Here is a 14,070-nt window from a genome sequence, read left to right as displayed (position 1 = left end):
AGCTCAAGGCCGGCCCCGATCGTAAGCCGGAGCCGGTGGGGAACGTAGGGCGGTCCAGGGCAGCAGGACTGCGGTGGTGAGTAGCAGCGCGGCGAGGACCGCGATAGCGGTGCGGATTCCGGCTGCGGCGGCGAGGAGTCCGGCTGCTGCGATGCAGATGGGTTGGACGAGTTTGTTGGTCATGGCCCAGGCGCCGACGACGCGGGACAGGTGGGTGTCGGTGGTGACGTTCATCCGGTAGGTGGCGAACGCCGGGTTGAACACGCCGGCGCACAGCAGCAGCGCGCCGTCGGCGACGATGATCAGGACGAGGCCGCCGGTGGTGTCGGGTGCGAGCAGGATCGGGCTCATCCACAGGCAGCGGGCTGCCCCGGCGATGAGCAGGGTGCGGGTCAGGCCAGCGCGGCGGATGATCGTCGGGGCGAGTAGCGAACCGAGGATCCCGGCGGCGCAGGGTACGCCGAGGGCGAGCCCGTACTGGAGGGGCGTGAAGTGCAGGTCGCGCAGGAGGTAGACGGCGATCAGCGGGGTGGAGGCCGTGATGCAGCCGCCGAAGAGCATCGCGTTGGCGAACAGCATCCGCAGTGGCGGATGGGTGAGGATGTACCTCCAGCCGCCGACGGTCTCGGTCAGCCATCGCCGGTCCTTCGGCGGCTGGGGTGGTGGCGGTTCGCGGTGGCGGATCCGCCGCCAGCCGAAGGCGGAGAGCAGGAAACTGGCGGCGTCTGCCAGGACCGAGGCGAGTGGGCCGGTCCAGGACACCAGCAGCCCACCGACTGGCGGCCCGAGGGTGCTCGCGGTCCAGGTGGTGCTCTCCAACCGGCTGTTCATCGTGGCCCGCTGGTCGATGGCGGTAAGGGTTTTGAGGTAGCTGTTGCTGGCCGCCAGCGACACGATCGTTGCGGCGGTCTGCACGACGGCGACCGCGCACAGGTGGGCGTAGGTGAGCGCACCGGCCGCCGCCGCGGCCGGCACGCTGGCCAGGGCGGCGAAGCGGGCCAGGTCGGCGCTGATCATGGCCGGTCGTTTGGGGCGGAACTCGATCCACGTCGCCAGTGGCAGGGTGACCGCGACACCGGCCAGGCCGGCCAGCGCCGCGAGCAGCGACACCTGCCAGTCGGTGGCATGCAGCACGAGGATCGCGACCAGCGGTAGCGCGCCGGCACCGACGCCGCTGCCGATCGCGCTGATCCCGTACGCCGACCAGTAGCGACGAAGGTCGCGCCGGTTCGCCTCGGGGTGGCCGGCGTCCGGGCCGATGACCGCCGCCCGGGTGTGCGATGGCCTAGGGCCGATGGTGTCGGTCATTGCCGGAACAAGCCGGTAGCGAGCGTCTCGTGTTGATCCATCTGCGTAGACCTCGGCTCTTCGTCGTCGACGCTACGCCTGTGGTTTCTGGCAGCAGAGGTCGGTGGAGTGGGTGCGGCGGTCGTGGTGTCACTGCCGCGTCGCGGGTTACGACTCATGGTGCTAAGGGTCAGGCTCTTGGCCGGGGTGATCGCCTGATCAGGCTGGTAGCCGTTGCAGGCGAGTAGGTGTTGGCCGTCTGGTAGGGCGACCGTCCAGGAGGGCAGCTCGATGCGATCGAGGCGGTTGCGCAGGTGCGCCATCAGTGCGCTGCCCCTGCCGGCGCGTTGGTGTTCGGGGCGTACGGCAAGGTACGCGAGGTGGTAGTGCGCCTCGCTGGGCTGCGCGCCGACGATGAGGTCGTCGAGCGCTGCGAAGCGGTCGGCGTGCGGGCCGGCGGCGGTGGTGAGGCGCGTGGTGTAGCTGGCCGGTGGCGGGAGCGGCCGGTACCGGTGAAAGCAGACCGTGGTGGCAGCGAGGTCGCTGGTGACGTGGACGTCGCCGTAAAACATGGCGTGTTCAACCCAGATGGCGGCGACATCGGTCAGGACGCGGCCGCGCTGCTCCTCGTCGGCGACCAGCCAGGCGGCGATGGGAGTGGGTTGGAGGGCCTCGGCGATCACTGCGGCAACGAGGTCTTTCTCTACCCATCGGGCGGTCCGGATTCGGTGCGTCACGTCGTGCTCCTTGCTGCTTATCGTCTCGCCGGGTTCGGTGGCCGGCGGCAGGGGACGGGGGGTCCGCTGCCGCCGACCACGGAGGACCGGTCGCCGTCCTACCCCCTAGGATCGGGGTGGCGATCTCGTCGGCGGCGTAGAGGGTTTGGCGGCCGGTCGGCTTGTCACCGCAGGTGTGTCACGACCGCGGCGGGGTGGTGGGTGACGTAGGGCTGTCGGTGGCAGCACGGCCGCGATCCAGCAGGAGGGTGTAGGAGAACAGACCGGGCCGGCGCCCGCGATCGATCCTCTCCTTCGCGGCGAGCAGTTCGCCGCTTGCCGGGTCGATGACCAACGTCGAGGTTGATCCGTCGGCGACAACCTGGAAGGACAGGCCGGGCCGGCCGGCGAGGTCGGTCGTCGTGCCCCGGTACGTGATGTGGGGGACGGTCGCCAGGACGCGCAGGGTCGTTGCTCGTTGCTGCGGGTCGAGGTGATGGCTGGTGGCCAGTCCGACGAAGCCGCTGGCCAGCATCCTCGGGTAGGCGGGCTCGTCGGCCAGTTGGGGTGGCGCCAGCAGTTTGGTCAGCTCGCCGGGGTCGGCCGGGACGCCCCCGGGAAGGTAGGGATGCAGCTGGCCGACCCGGTACTGGAGCGACTGCTGCGCGGCCCGGCTGAGATCGTGGCGTTCCTCGGGCGTGGGCTCGTGGTCCACGCCACGCAGGTCTGGTGCCCGGCGGATGATCTCTCGGCCGGACCCGTCTGCGTCGTGCCGCCAGCGCCGTACGTCGGTGCGGACGATCGTGTTGGTCGCGCGTGCCCATTGCTGAAGGTGCAAGTAGGTGTAAGGCAGTCCATCGGTGGTGTCGGCGGGTGTGGCGCTGATGGTGCTGGCGAGCAGGTCCAGGCGCTGCTGAGCGGTGAGCCCGGCGGCGGTGGCGGCCGTGGATGGTGTGATGGCCGGCTGCTGTGCGGCGGGCGGGGCGGCGTCCTGTCCTGGGGCGGCAGTGCCGGCGTTCTGGCACGCGGTGAGCAGGACGAGGCTGCCGCCGAGTAGCGCGGCAAGGCGGCGGCGGGCCGGGAGGGTCAGGTGGGTCATGGTTGTCGTGCCTTCAGTCGCGCTCGCGGGCGTGGATGACACGGCGTTCGTAGGAGCCCAGGAGCACGCGGGGGTCGGTCATGAGGTCGGCGAATCGGTTCGCGTCCTCGTGCGTGATGTCCAGGCGTGGACGAAGGTGGCTGACGACATCGGCGAGCAGCCGGCAACCGGGGCCGGCACCGGTCCAGGTTTCGGTGGCGCTGTGGATGCAGTGCTGCACCATGCCCTGGCTCAACAGCAGGGTTTCGGGATCGGCGGTCCACGTCGCGCCGTCCGGGCCGGTGAGGGCGTGGTGGACCTGCTGCATGACGGTGTGGATCAGGGTGCCGGCCTCGTCGTCAGGCGCCCGGTAGATCCGGGGCGGGGTGGGTGTGATGTCGGCGAGGACGAGCCAGCCGCCCGGGCGTAGGCGGGCGATCATCTGCTCGATCACGTCTGCCGGGTCGCGCAGGGTGCCGTGGGGCCAGCGGGCGACGATGTGGTCGTACCTGCCGGTCTGGCCAGGCAGGAGGTCCCGGTTCGGGTCGCGCTGCTGAACGTCGATGACGGCGGTGCCGGTGAGGTGGCTGGTGTCGGCGTCGACGGCGGTGACGGACCCGTAGCGGCCGACGAGCTGGGCCAGACGGGCGGTGATCTCGCCGGTGCCAGCGCCGATCTCCAGCACCCGCTGGTTGGTTCTGATGTCGAGTCGGTCCAGGACCGTGTGGATGCTCGGGTTGAGCAGCTGGTGTATCGGCCCGGAACGGGCCGGCAGCGTAGTTGTTGTCATGGCAATCCTCCGGTTGTCGGCGTGGCGGGTGATGCCGGCGGCATCAGGCGGCGCTGGTGGTGCAGGTCTCCCGGTCATGGCTGGTAGACCGCAGTGGCGGCGGGTACGTGCGGGTGCCAGCGCAGCTCGACGCGGTGTGGTGTGTGGACGAGGGCGTGATCGACCATGCGGAGCAGGTACTGCCGCAGGTCCGCCCGCGTGGACTGGTGCCACCGGTTGTAGGTGATGAGGGGGCGTTCGGTGGCGGTGCGCCGGTCGTGGGCGGCGGCGTGTCCGACGACGAGGGCCTCCAGATGTCCGGCGTCGTAGAGGGTGAAGCAGAAGCAGACGTAGAAGCGCCTGCTCGCGCAGGTGTAGGGCTGAAGGCGCTGCCAGCAGGTGGTGCAGCTGGACAGGTCGGTGAGCAGCCACAGGCTGGTGTCATCGTCGTCGGTCACGGCGTCACCAGCCGCATGGTGGGTGGGGTGGTTGGCGACAGTGTCCGGGTCAGCGTCGCCAACCACCCGCCGCCACCCGCAACGGGGTGTGCGGTGCGGGCGGCGGTGTCCACCGGGCGCGGCCGGACCGTCGCGCCGGGTGGACGTCGGTGAGGCACGGGGGTGGCCTCGCCGGGTCGGTGGTGATCGCGCGTCGCGGTCATGACGGTGTCGGTGTGGTGGTCGGGACCGTGAGCAGGTCATGGAGTTCGGTGGGGTACTCGCGGATGTCGGCTGTGGCGACGTGACGGACGATGCGGGCACGGTCCAGGACGGCGATGTCATGCGCGACCTGGCAGGCCAGGGCGAGGTTCTGCTCGGCGAGCAGGATCGCGGTGCCTTCGGCGGCGAGGCCGGTGATGATCGCCGCGAGCTGCCCGACGACGGCGGGCGCGAGTCCTTCGGACGGCTCATCGAGCAGGAGCGCGTCCGGGGCGGCGATCAACGCGCGGGCCAGGGCGAGCATCTGCTGCTCGCCCCCGGAGAGCTGGTGAGGTCGGTGCTGGCGCCGCTCGGCCAGGCCCGGGAACAGGTCGAGCACCTGGCAGGCATCGACGGTCCTGGAGCGGGTGGGGTGCGGTCGGGGCAGGGCGAGGTGTTCGTCGACGGTGAGTCCGGCGAACAGGCGACGGCCTTGGGGGACCATGCCGATGCCGGCGCGGGCGCGACGGCGGGTGTCGCAGTCGGTCAAGGGCTGTCCGTGCAGGAGGATGCCGGTGCCGGGTTGGGCGGGGTGTAGGCCGGCGATGGTGTTGATCAGGGTGGTCTTGCCGGCGCCGTTGCGGCCGACAACCGCGGCCACCCGGCCGGCCCGCACGTCGAGGGTGATGTCGGTGAGCACCGGCGCCCCGCTGTAGGCGGCGCCTAGGTTGCGCACGCGCAGGACTGGCGTCCCGGCCACGGCCGCCGTGGTGGCAGGGCTGTCGGGTGCGAAGCTGGTGGGGGCATCGGCGCCGAGGTAGACGCGGCGCACGTCGGGGTGTTCGCGGATCTCTGAGGGGGTGCCGGTGGCGATGTGCTGCCCGTGGTGCAGCACGGTGACCATGCCGGCGACGGCGGCGACGAAGTCGAGGTTGTGGTCGACCAGCAGCACTGTCATGTCGTCCGGCAGCGCGCGGATCAGCTCGGCGAGGCGGGTGATCTCCCCGGCGGCGAGACCAGCGGAAGGCTCGTCGAGCAGCAGGAGCCGGGGTTCGGCGGCAAGCGCCACGGCGATCTCTAGGCGGCGCTGGTCGCCGTAGGCGAGCTGGCCGGCGGGCCGCTCGGCCAGCTCGGCCAGACCGACCTGGGCCAGTGCCGCGTGGGCGGCCGCCACGGCATGCGGTTGGGGCCGCAGGGCGGTGAGGCGCTGGCCGGGGACGGCGAGCAGCACGTTCTGCACGGCGGTGAGCGGGCGGGCCAGCGCCGGGTGTTGCCAGGTGCGGGCGATTCCGGCGCGGGCCCGGCGGTGCGCCGGCCAGCCGCTGATGTCGTGTCCGGCGTAGCGGATGCGCCCGGAGGTGGGGCGCCGGGTGCCGGCGACGAGGTGCAGCAAGGTGCTCTTGCCGGCGCCGTTGGGGCCGATGATGGCGTGCCGGGCCCCAGGGGGCAGCTCGACGCTGACCTCGTCGACGGCGCGGCGTGCGCCGTAGGAGCGGCTGACCGCCTCCAGTCGCAGGAGCGTAGAGGTCATGGTCGCCTCCCGGACAGTCGGGTCGTGAGGCCGGCGCGGCGGTGCCGGGGCAGGTATGCCAGCAGCAGGAACGCCAGGCCGAGCAGGGTGGGTCCGTGGCCGCCGAGCAGGCCGCCGATCCAGTCGCGGGCGGCGACGAGGAGGATCGCGCCGGTGCAGGCGCCGGTCATGCTGCCGGATCCGATGAGCGCGGCGGCTAGGGCGAGGGCGGAGACGCCCATCGCCGCGTCGGCGGGCGACACGTACCGGGTGGCCGCGATGGCCAGCGATCCGGCCGCTCCGGCGACGGCACCGGCGAGCACGTAGGCGGCGAGCAGCAGCCGGCCGGTGTGGTGCCCGGCCGCCTGTACCCGGGGTTCGTGGGCGGCGATGCCGCGCAGCAGCAGGGCAAAGCGCGTGCGGACGACAGCGGCGACCGCGACGCCGATGAGCAGGGTGCAGGCCAGCACGTACAGGTACACCCAGCCAGGTCGCACCATGGTGGGCAGGCCGGGCAGCGCCACGACGGGCGGAGCGTGAACCCCTTCGCTGCCGCCCGGAGCCCACTGGTTCGCCGCAGCGTGCACGAGTTCACCCAGACCGAAGGTGACCATCAAGAAGGTGGTGCCCCGGGCGCGCACGGCCAGCAGGCCGGTGACCGCGGCGGCGACCGCCCCGGCGGCGGTAGCCGCGAGGAGTTGAACCGGGCCGAGGCTGGTCAGCGTGGCGATGCTCGCGGCGGTGTACGCGCCGACGACCAGGTAGGCGGCTTGGCCCAGCGGTGCCAGTCCGGCCCAGCCGGACAGGAGTTGAGCGCTCATCGCGAGCACGGCCACGACCAGGGCGGTGGTGGCGAGTGAGACGAGGTAGGCGTTGACCAGCCACGGCAGCGCCATCGCCGCCACCAGGCCCGCGACCCCGGCTGCGGGCAGACTCCAGGACGGCAGGCGACCCGGGCGGCGGGAGCGGGTGCCAGTGGAGGCGGGGGTGGGGGTGAGAGTGGTGGTCATGCGGGCCGTCCCGGCAGTTCGGTGCGCTGGCGGATGGTCAGCGCGGCGAGCATCGCGGCGGCGAGCAGGAATGCGGCAGCGCCGGGAGCGAGGGCGACGCCGAGGGTGAGGATCTGCCCGACGCCGAGCGCGGCGAGCAGCGCGCCGCGAATGCTGCCGAGGCCACCGACGACGCAGACGATCAGCGAATAGACCAGGATGGTGGTGTCCACTCCCGGAGCGGGGCCGATGACCGGTGCGCCGAGCGCCCCGCCGGTCACGGCGAGGACTGCCCCACCGACCAACACCCCGGTCCGGACGATGCCGGTGCGCAGGCCGGTGGCGGCGGCCATGCCCGGGTCGGCGACCACCGCGCGCACCACCGCCCCGATGCGCGACCGCTCGACGAGCCAGAACAGGGCCACGACCAGCGCGAGGCCGACAGCGATGAACAGCAGCCGGTAGATCGGGTACTGGTAGTCGCCCAGGCTGACCGACCCGGCGACCGCCCGGGGCGGGTCAACCGAGCGCGGCTCCGCACCGATGATCGTGCTGAACTGGTCGGCGGCGATGTAGGCGATGCCGAGGGTGGCCAGCACCTGATCCAGCGGACGGCTGGTCAGCGGGCGCACCGCGGCGGCCAGACCCGCTCCCCCGAGCCCGCCGACCACCACTGCGGCGGCCAAGGCGAGGGCGAGGCCGGCCCAGCCGCCGTCGGCGAAGTGCCAGGCGAGGTAGGCGCCGGCGAGGTAGAGGGTGCCGTGGGCCATCGAGAACACCCCGGCCACGCCGACGATCAACGTCAGCCCGGCGGCGATGGTGAACAGCAGCAGCCCGTACGCGACACCGTCCAGCGCGGTGACCGTGTAGGGGTTGACGAGCCCGTTCAGGCCCACGGCACTCCTCCCTTCCGGGTGCGGTGGTGGTCAGGCCGTGGTGGGGCGGCGGCCGACGGTGGTGTGCATCAGGTAGCCCGACAACACCAGCTCCGGGTCCATCAGCACCTCCCGCAGCTCGGCCAGCTCGTCGCGGGTCATCCCGGCGTCGAGCAACGCCGCCTCGCGCTGGATCGAGTTGGAGCGGTGCAGCAGGCAGATGCCGGTGCCACCGCGCCACGACCGGGACTCGATGCGGCTGTCGACGTCGACCAGACCGGCGCGCAGCATCACCTCCGGTGCCCGCTTGGCCCAGCCCATGTCCGCCCCCCTCGACTCCCCGAAGGCGAGCAGCGCGTCATGGAAGCGCTCGATCAGCTCGGTGGCGCGAGGGCTGGGGCTGCGGCGGATCATGTCCCGCCACGTGCAGTCCCAGTCCGCCACCACGAGCACCCCACCCGGAGCGAGAGCCCCCACCAGCTCGGCGAGGACCTGCTCCCGCTCGGGCAGGTGCATCAGCACCAGCCGCGCCACGACCGCCTGCTGCGACCCCTCCAGCTCCATCTGACGGATGTCGCCGGCCCGCACGATCATGTTGGGCCCGGACGGGATGTGGCGGGGGTCGAGATCCACGGCGGTGACACGTCCGCCCGGGGCGACCTGCTCGGACAGCCAGGCGGTCAGCGTGCCCGCCCCGGCGCCGACGTCGGTGACGTTCCAGCCCGGCTTCAGCCCGACCTCGGTCAGGATCCGACGGGTGCCAGGGTCGAGGATCTCACCGAGGAACCGCAGCTGGTTGGTGGCCTCGTCGGTGGCGTTGTCGAACATGTACCCGGCGGTCTGATCGCCAGCGGTTCTCGTCGTCATCGTGTCTGTCCCTTCCGGGGTCAGGAGCCGAGAGTGGTCAGGGTTTGCACGGTGCGGTTGACCCACACCTGCCCGTCCTGGGCGACCTCGCGCAGGTAGTACGCCTGCACCGGGGTGTGGTTCTTGGGCCCGAACTGCCAGGCACCCCGGGGCGAGTCGATCGACCCGACCCGCGACAGCGCCGCCGTCAGCGAGCGCCCGGTCAGCTCACCACTCCCCCCGCCCACCGCAGCGGACGAGGCGGCCGGACTGACCGCCGTGGAGCTGCCAGGCACCGGCGACGCCGTGGGTGCTGGTGTGGCCGCCGTGGCGTCGGGGCGGGCGAGGGCTTCGGCGATGGCCTTGTCCAGCACGAGCGCCGCGTCCCACGCGCACACGTGGTAGAGATTCGGCAGCTTTCCATCGTTGGCCGCCGTGAAGCGGCGCACGAAGTCCCTGTTCGCCGCGTTGTCCAGGGTGGTGGAGTAATTCAGGGCCGTGTAGATCCCCTTCGCCGCCGGGCCCAGCGCCGCCAGCGACGGGCCTTCGGTGAGGAACCCCGAGGCGTACAGCGGCGTGGTGATGCCGTACTGCCGGTACTGCTTGACGAACTCCACCGCAGAGGCGCCGGCGTAGAAGGTGTAGACCGCAGCCGCATCGGATTCCTTGATCTTCGTCAGGTACGGGGAGAACTCGGTGGTCGGGGCCGGTGCCCACGGCGTCCACGTCGGCTCTCCACCCGGGTTGGCCAGCTTCCCGCCGGCCTTGCGGAACGGGTCGACGAACCCGTTGATCTGGTCGTGGCCACCGATGTAGTCCGGGCCGATCACCCACACTCGGCCCTCGCCGACCTTCTGGCGCAGGTAGCCGGCGATCGACGCGCCGGTCTCCTGGCTCAACCACGACGTCGACCACAGGTAGGTGGGATCCTCTACCGTCGAGGGGCGTCCGCCGGTGCCGATCAGCGGCACCCCGGACTCCTTCAGCAGCGGGTACAGGGTCTGCACCGTGTCCGCGGTCCCGCCGCCGACCAAGGCGAGGACCTTGTCCTGCTCGATCAGCTTGCGCGCCGACGCGAGCGCGACCGCCTTGCCGTCACCCTCGTCGGCCTCGATCACCTTCACGGGTCGACCGCCGAGCTTGCCGCCCAACTTGTCCAGGGCCAGCCGCCACCCGGCGGCCTGGTCGTCGCCAATCGCCTTGTAGGGGCCGGACTTCGGCACGATCAGGCCGATGCGGATCTCCTCGCCGCTGGCGTCCGAGCCGCCGAGGCTGGACCCGGAGCATCCGGAGACAGCGAGAAGCAAGGCGGCGACGGCGGTGGCGATCGCTAGCCGCCACCGAGATCGGCCGGTGGTCTGTTGAGGGGTCACAGGAATCCTTTCGTCAACGGGTTCGCGTCAGGGATGCGCCGGTACTGGCCGTGTTCAGGGGCGATGAGGTTGCTTCTCGCGGCCAGGGGTGATGCCGGCGGCATCACGGATGGGTGGCTGCCGGTGCGCTCGGCGGTGAGAAGGTGGTCCAGGACGGCAAGGACGGAGGCCGGCTCGGTGGCGTCGCAGGTCAGAACCGGGACGTGCGACGCGACCCGCAACGCCTCGCGGATCTCACGACGGTTGCGGGTGCCGCCAAGCGGCCGGTTGATCGCGACTACATACGGCAGGCGGCGGGCGTCGAGCCAGTCCAGTGCCGGATACGAAGCGGGCAGCCGTGTGGTGTCGACCAACACCACGGCGCCGAAGGCACCGGCGCTCAGCTGGCCCCACATCCACCACCAGCGCCGCTGATCGGGGGTCGTGCGCAGCGCGATGGTGGCGCCGTTAGGCAGCGCGGCGTAGCCGATCTCCCACACGCTGCCCGGCTGGCCGGCCAGCACCGCGTGGCCATGACTGGCGGCCCGCAGGAAGCAGGTCTTGCCCACTTCTGGGCCGCCCGCCACCAGGACTGTGACCACCGAGGCCCGGCCGTCTGTCACGCTGGTGTCCCTGTCCACGCTCATCACCGCCCGCACGCGAGTCAGCCGGCGGTGCGGGGTCCCGGCTTGGCCTGCTCGCCGATCCGGGCCGCGAGGGCCGCCAGTTCGTAGGCGACCAGGGACGGGTCGCAGTCGGTGCGGGCCAAGGCCGCCAGCGAGGTTCCGTCGGGCACCTGCTGCACCACGAGGATGCCGTCGTTCATCATCAGCATCTGGAACTGCACACCGCCGGTCTCCAGCAGGTCGGTGGCACCGCGGGCCAGGCTGACCAGACCGGACACGATCGCGGCGAGCTGGTCACCCCGGTCGCTGTCCAAACCGGCGGTGCTGGCCAGCAGCAGCCCGTCACCGGACACCGCGACGACATGGGCCACGGCCGGAATTTGCCGGGCCAAGCCGTCCAGCACGATCGAGAGCTGGGGATTGCGGGGTGTGGCAGTGGTGACGCTCATCGGCGTTCTCCTGTCGAGAGGGGAGGGGTGAGAGACGCGGCCCGCAGACCGCGTAACGTGCCGGCGACCTGCGCCCGGATCGCCGCAGGATCGATCGGCGCGGAAGGCTCGGAGTGGGTGCGCTGTGTCGGTATCCCGCCCGGCACCACGTGCGCTTGGGGACGACGCCGTGGCAGACCGGACGTGGTACGCCCATCGGTAGCCGGCTCAGCGGTGGTCGCCGCGGCCTGCCAGCCCGCGTCGGCCGCGGTTCGAAACCCACCGTGCCCGTCGCCGTTCTGCGGCCACAGCCACGGCGACCGGGCCGCCATCTCCCGAAACATCGGGGTATCCGCCGGCCGGGCAGTGCCCGCCGGTAACGGAAGCGGACCTCGCTCGCGGCGCACCAGCGGCAATTCCATCGTCGCGTCCGACGGCGGCACCGTCGGGGACGACTGGGTGGGCCCGGTCCAGCCGCTACCGGTTCGCGGAATGGGCGGCACCGGCGCGGAACCCGCATTGACCGGCGGCGCAAACGTTTGCTGAGGCCGTCGCTGGATCTGGCTGGGAACGACAATCTCCCGTACGTGCACCCGGGTCACGTACTCGGCCGGTACGGTCACCTCGGCCGTGATACCGGTCGGCCGGCTCGGGTTGAGCCGCACCTTCACGCCGAACTCGCGGGCAAGGCGGGAAACCACGACCAGACCCATCTGGTCGGTGACCGCGACCTCCACCTCCGGGCTCGCCAACAGCGCGTTGGCACGCTCCAACTGCTCGGGGACCAACCCGAGACCAGAGTCGACGATGAGGATCTGCACGTCGCGCCCGGCCCACACCGCGAACACCCGCACCTGGTCGGCGGAGAACCGGGTAGCGTTGTCCAGCAGCTCCGCGAGGATGGACTTGACCGCGTCGACCGCGCGGGCGTCCATCTCGACCTCGACCAGCCGCTCCACACTGATCCGGGCGAAGCCCTCGGTTTCCGACAACGCCGCGTTGATGAGGTCGCCGAGCTCCACCGGCTGTCGCTGCACCTGGCCCGGGCCACCACCGGCGACGATCAGCAGGTTCGCGCCGTAGCGGCGCAGACGAGTTGCCTGCTGGTCAGCGTCGAACACCCTGGCCAGCCGGTCCGGATCCTCCTCGTCCCGTTCGAGGGTGTCGATGCTGCCCAGCAGCTGCTCCGTCAGCGCCTGCACCCGCCGCCCGATCGACGTGATCATCGCGCTTACCAGAGCCCGGCCTCGCGCCTGATCCACCGTCGCGTCCACCGCCGAGCGCAGAACCCCGTTGAAGGCGTCTGCGACCCGGCCCACCTCGTCCCGGCCGACCACCGGCACCGCCACCCCGCCAGCACCCTCGGCCAACCGCTGAGCCTCCGCAGGGTCCGAGGTCGCCCGCAGCCGTCCGACCAGGCCCGGCAGCTCGACGTCCGCGACCCGCCGCGCACCCTGCTCCAACATCGACAGCTGGCCAACCAACGACCGCGCCACCCGCAACGCGGTGAGCACGGCAACGGCCAACATCACCGTCAGCACACTGGCCTGCACCACCGCTGCGCGAACCTGCTCCATCCACAGGTCATCGGCGGCAGCCCCAATGTCGCCGTTTACCGTCGACTGCACCTGGGCCAGGAGGTCCGCCCGGGTGGTCATCACCCGGCTCCACTGCTCAGCACCGCCCGGCAGCCGTACCGGCTCGTACACGCCGGTGCCCGACACCGCCCCGTCCAGCCGTACAGCCGCCAGCACGTCCGGGCCGGTCAACGTCCGACCCACCAATGCCTGCCACGACGGCCGCGCCAACGCGTCGAACTCACGCAGCGCCTCGTCCTGTGCAGAGCGAGCGGCCACAACCTCGGCATGTAGCGCCGGGGTCAACCGCCGCGCCGCCAACGCCTGCAACACCGCCACCTGCTGCTGGCCCACCGACTCCCGAGCACGCGACAACGCCGCCGACGCTCGTATCTCATCCGCGAGCTGAGGAGTCACCCCGCTCTGCGCTACTGCGGGCAGCAGGTCGTCAAGATCAGCGATTACCCCTCGGTAACCGAAGGCCACCGCCGACAACGATGCCAACCCATCACCGCGCACCCGCTGCCGCTGCGCTCCCACGTCTCTTAAGCCGGCGTCCACCCTGGCCAACGCCGCTCGCACGGACTCCGGGATGTCATCAAGCCGGTTGCTCTGCTCGTCGAACCGGGATACCGCTCGATCCGTGTCCTGGACCGCGCGCTCGAAAGCGGCTGGCGTGACAGTCGAGCCAGGCAGCAGCAAACCCACCGCGGCGATCCGCTCGACCTGTAACCGCTGTGTCACCTCTGCGCCGGCTGCGCTAGCAGCGAACATGTCTCCCGCGCGTCGCGCAGCTCCAGCCTCCTCCACCGAGGACCAAAGCCCGAACCCTGTCGAGAGCACCGCAGCCAGTGCGGTCGGCACCACAATCAGGGCCGCCTTGACCCGGACAGGCATGTCGGCCAACCGCCTTGTTCTCACGGCGGAGCCCTGCCTCGCAGTCCTGTCCAACCCCACTCCTGTAGTCGTGCCGCTGACGTCGGACCGCCAGCTGCTGGGGAAACGGCTCACGCCGACCGCCGCTCAATAGCCGTGCTGGAGGGTGAGATCGGCCCTCCGCACGAGCGGCACCAGCCGCTGGATCTCTTCCTCACGAGCCAGCCGGCGGCGCCACCGAGGACCATCCCGACCAGGAAGACGGCGAGCAGCACTGCCTCTCCCATGAAGTGCTCCTCTCGACACCGCAACCTGGACGATCGGATCCGGTCAGCTCACGGGGCGGGAAACCAACGCGTCACGGTCCGCTATCGCCCTGGTGGCGAACGTCACCTGCCGACCAACGGTGGCCTACCGGCTGATGGCGAGGGAAGACGTTCAGGTAGGGAGGGATGGGGATGGTTGGGGATGGAGGGATGCTCAGCGCATCCCACACCATCCCG

Annotated in this window: 13 protein-coding genes; all 13 read right to left on the bottom strand. The window is 71.3% G+C overall.

Annotated elements, in window-relative coordinates:
- Positions 1-3: 3 nt before the first annotated feature.
- Positions 4-1,308: an MFS transporter gene (locus tag ACN27D_RS35265; RefSeq protein WP_082171293.1), complete on the bottom strand. Its 1,305-nt coding sequence runs from the start codon at positions 1,306-1,308 to the stop codon at positions 4-6.
- Complete coding sequence (locus tag ACN27D_RS35260; RefSeq protein WP_063778309.1) at positions 1,305-2,024, bottom strand: GNAT family N-acetyltransferase; 720 nt, start codon at positions 2,022-2,024, stop codon at positions 1,305-1,307. Before ACN27D_RS35260 ends, ACN27D_RS35265 begins: the two co-directional genes overlap by 4 nt.
- A gap of 178 nt (positions 2,025-2,202) precedes the next feature.
- A complete protein-coding gene (locus ACN27D_RS35255) occupies positions 2,203-3,102 on the bottom strand; it encodes a hypothetical protein (protein WP_047892177.1) in 900 nt (299 codons plus the stop codon).
- A 13-nt stretch (positions 3,103-3,115) separates the two neighbouring features.
- Positions 3,116-3,871 carry a class I SAM-dependent methyltransferase gene (locus ACN27D_RS35250; RefSeq protein ID WP_047892176.1) on the bottom strand — a complete coding sequence of 252 codons (756 nt, stop codon included), beginning with the start codon at positions 3,869-3,871 and terminating at the stop codon, positions 3,116-3,118.
- A gap of 74 nt (positions 3,872-3,945) precedes the next feature.
- Positions 3,946-4,308, bottom strand: a complete 363-nt coding sequence (locus ACN27D_RS35245) for a hypothetical protein (RefSeq protein ID WP_047892175.1) — start codon at positions 4,306-4,308, stop codon at positions 3,946-3,948.
- 199 nt (positions 4,309-4,507) lie between these two features.
- Entirely contained in the window at positions 4,508-6,019 is a 1,512-nt protein-coding gene (locus ACN27D_RS35240; protein WP_047892174.1) for an ATP-binding cassette domain-containing protein, read from the bottom strand.
- A complete protein-coding gene (locus ACN27D_RS35235) occupies positions 6,016-7,008 on the bottom strand; it encodes a branched-chain amino acid ABC transporter permease (RefSeq protein WP_278091388.1) in 993 nt (330 codons plus the stop codon). Before ACN27D_RS35235 ends, ACN27D_RS35240 begins: the two co-directional genes overlap by 4 nt.
- Positions 7,005-7,883, bottom strand: a complete 879-nt coding sequence (locus ACN27D_RS35230) for a branched-chain amino acid ABC transporter permease (protein ID WP_047891589.1) — start codon at positions 7,881-7,883, stop codon at positions 7,005-7,007. The genes ACN27D_RS35235 and ACN27D_RS35230 overlap by 4 nt, the downstream gene beginning before the upstream one ends.
- 30 nt (positions 7,884-7,913) lie before the next feature.
- A complete protein-coding gene (locus tag ACN27D_RS35225; RefSeq protein WP_047891588.1) occupies positions 7,914-8,729 on the bottom strand; it encodes a class I SAM-dependent methyltransferase in 816 nt (271 codons plus the stop codon).
- 20 nt (positions 8,730-8,749) lie between these two features.
- The gene (locus ACN27D_RS35220) at positions 8,750-10,081 is read right to left on the bottom strand and encodes an ABC transporter substrate-binding protein (RefSeq protein WP_047891587.1); all 1,332 of its coding nucleotides are present in this window, start codon (positions 10,079-10,081) and stop codon (positions 8,750-8,752) included.
- Complete coding sequence (locus ACN27D_RS35215; RefSeq protein ID WP_047891604.1) at positions 10,078-10,707, bottom strand: hypothetical protein; 630 nt, start codon at positions 10,705-10,707, stop codon at positions 10,078-10,080. The genes ACN27D_RS35220 and ACN27D_RS35215 overlap by 4 nt, the downstream gene beginning before the upstream one ends.
- Positions 10,708-10,724: 17 nt before the next feature.
- Positions 10,725-11,135: a roadblock/LC7 domain-containing protein gene (locus ACN27D_RS35210; protein WP_047891586.1), complete on the bottom strand. Its 411-nt coding sequence runs from the start codon at positions 11,133-11,135 to the stop codon at positions 10,725-10,727.
- Positions 11,132-13,588 carry a nitrate- and nitrite sensing domain-containing protein gene (locus tag ACN27D_RS35205; RefSeq protein ID WP_235437428.1) on the bottom strand — a complete coding sequence of 819 codons (2,457 nt, stop codon included), beginning with the start codon at positions 13,586-13,588 and terminating at the stop codon, positions 11,132-11,134. The genes ACN27D_RS35210 and ACN27D_RS35205 overlap by 4 nt, the downstream gene beginning before the upstream one ends.
- Between the last annotated feature and the right edge of the window lie 482 nt (positions 13,589-14,070).

It is taken from the genome of Micromonospora sp. WMMD1274 (assembly GCF_049179035.1).
GTDB lineage: Bacteria > Actinomycetota > Actinomycetes > Mycobacteriales > Micromonosporaceae > Micromonospora > Micromonospora tulbaghiae.
Note: the sequence above shows the minus strand (reverse complement) of the source record. Positions and strands in the feature narration are given on the sequence as shown.

Coding starts and splice junctions, on each gene's coding strand:
- ACN27D_RS35265 (WP_082171293.1), bottom strand. CDS start 1,308: ATGACCGACACCATCGGCCCTAGGCCATCGCACACCCGGGCGGCGGTC.
- ACN27D_RS35255 (WP_047892177.1), bottom strand. CDS start 3,102: ATGACCCACCTGACCCTCCCGGCCCGCCGCCGCCTTGCCGCGCTACTC.
- ACN27D_RS35250 (WP_047892176.1), bottom strand. CDS start 3,871: ATGACAACAACTACGCTGCCGGCCCGTTCCGGGCCGATACACCAGCTG.
- ACN27D_RS35240 (WP_047892174.1), bottom strand. CDS start 6,019: ATGACCTCTACGCTCCTGCGACTGGAGGCGGTCAGCCGCTCCTACGGC.
- ACN27D_RS35235 (WP_278091388.1), bottom strand. CDS start 7,008: ATGACCACCACTCTCACCCCCACCCCCGCCTCCACTGGCACCCGCTCC.
- ACN27D_RS35225 (WP_047891588.1), bottom strand. CDS start 8,729: ATGACGACGAGAACCGCTGGCGATCAGACCGCCGGGTACATGTTCGAC.
- ACN27D_RS35215 (WP_047891604.1), bottom strand. CDS start 10,707: ATGAGCGTGGACAGGGACACCAGCGTGACAGACGGCCGGGCCTCGGTG.
- ACN27D_RS35210 (WP_047891586.1), bottom strand. CDS start 11,135: ATGAGCGTCACCACTGCCACACCCCGCAATCCCCAGCTCTCGATCGTG.
- ACN27D_RS35205 (WP_235437428.1), bottom strand. CDS start 13,588: ATGCCTGTCCGGGTCAAGGCGGCCCTGATTGTGGTGCCGACCGCACTG.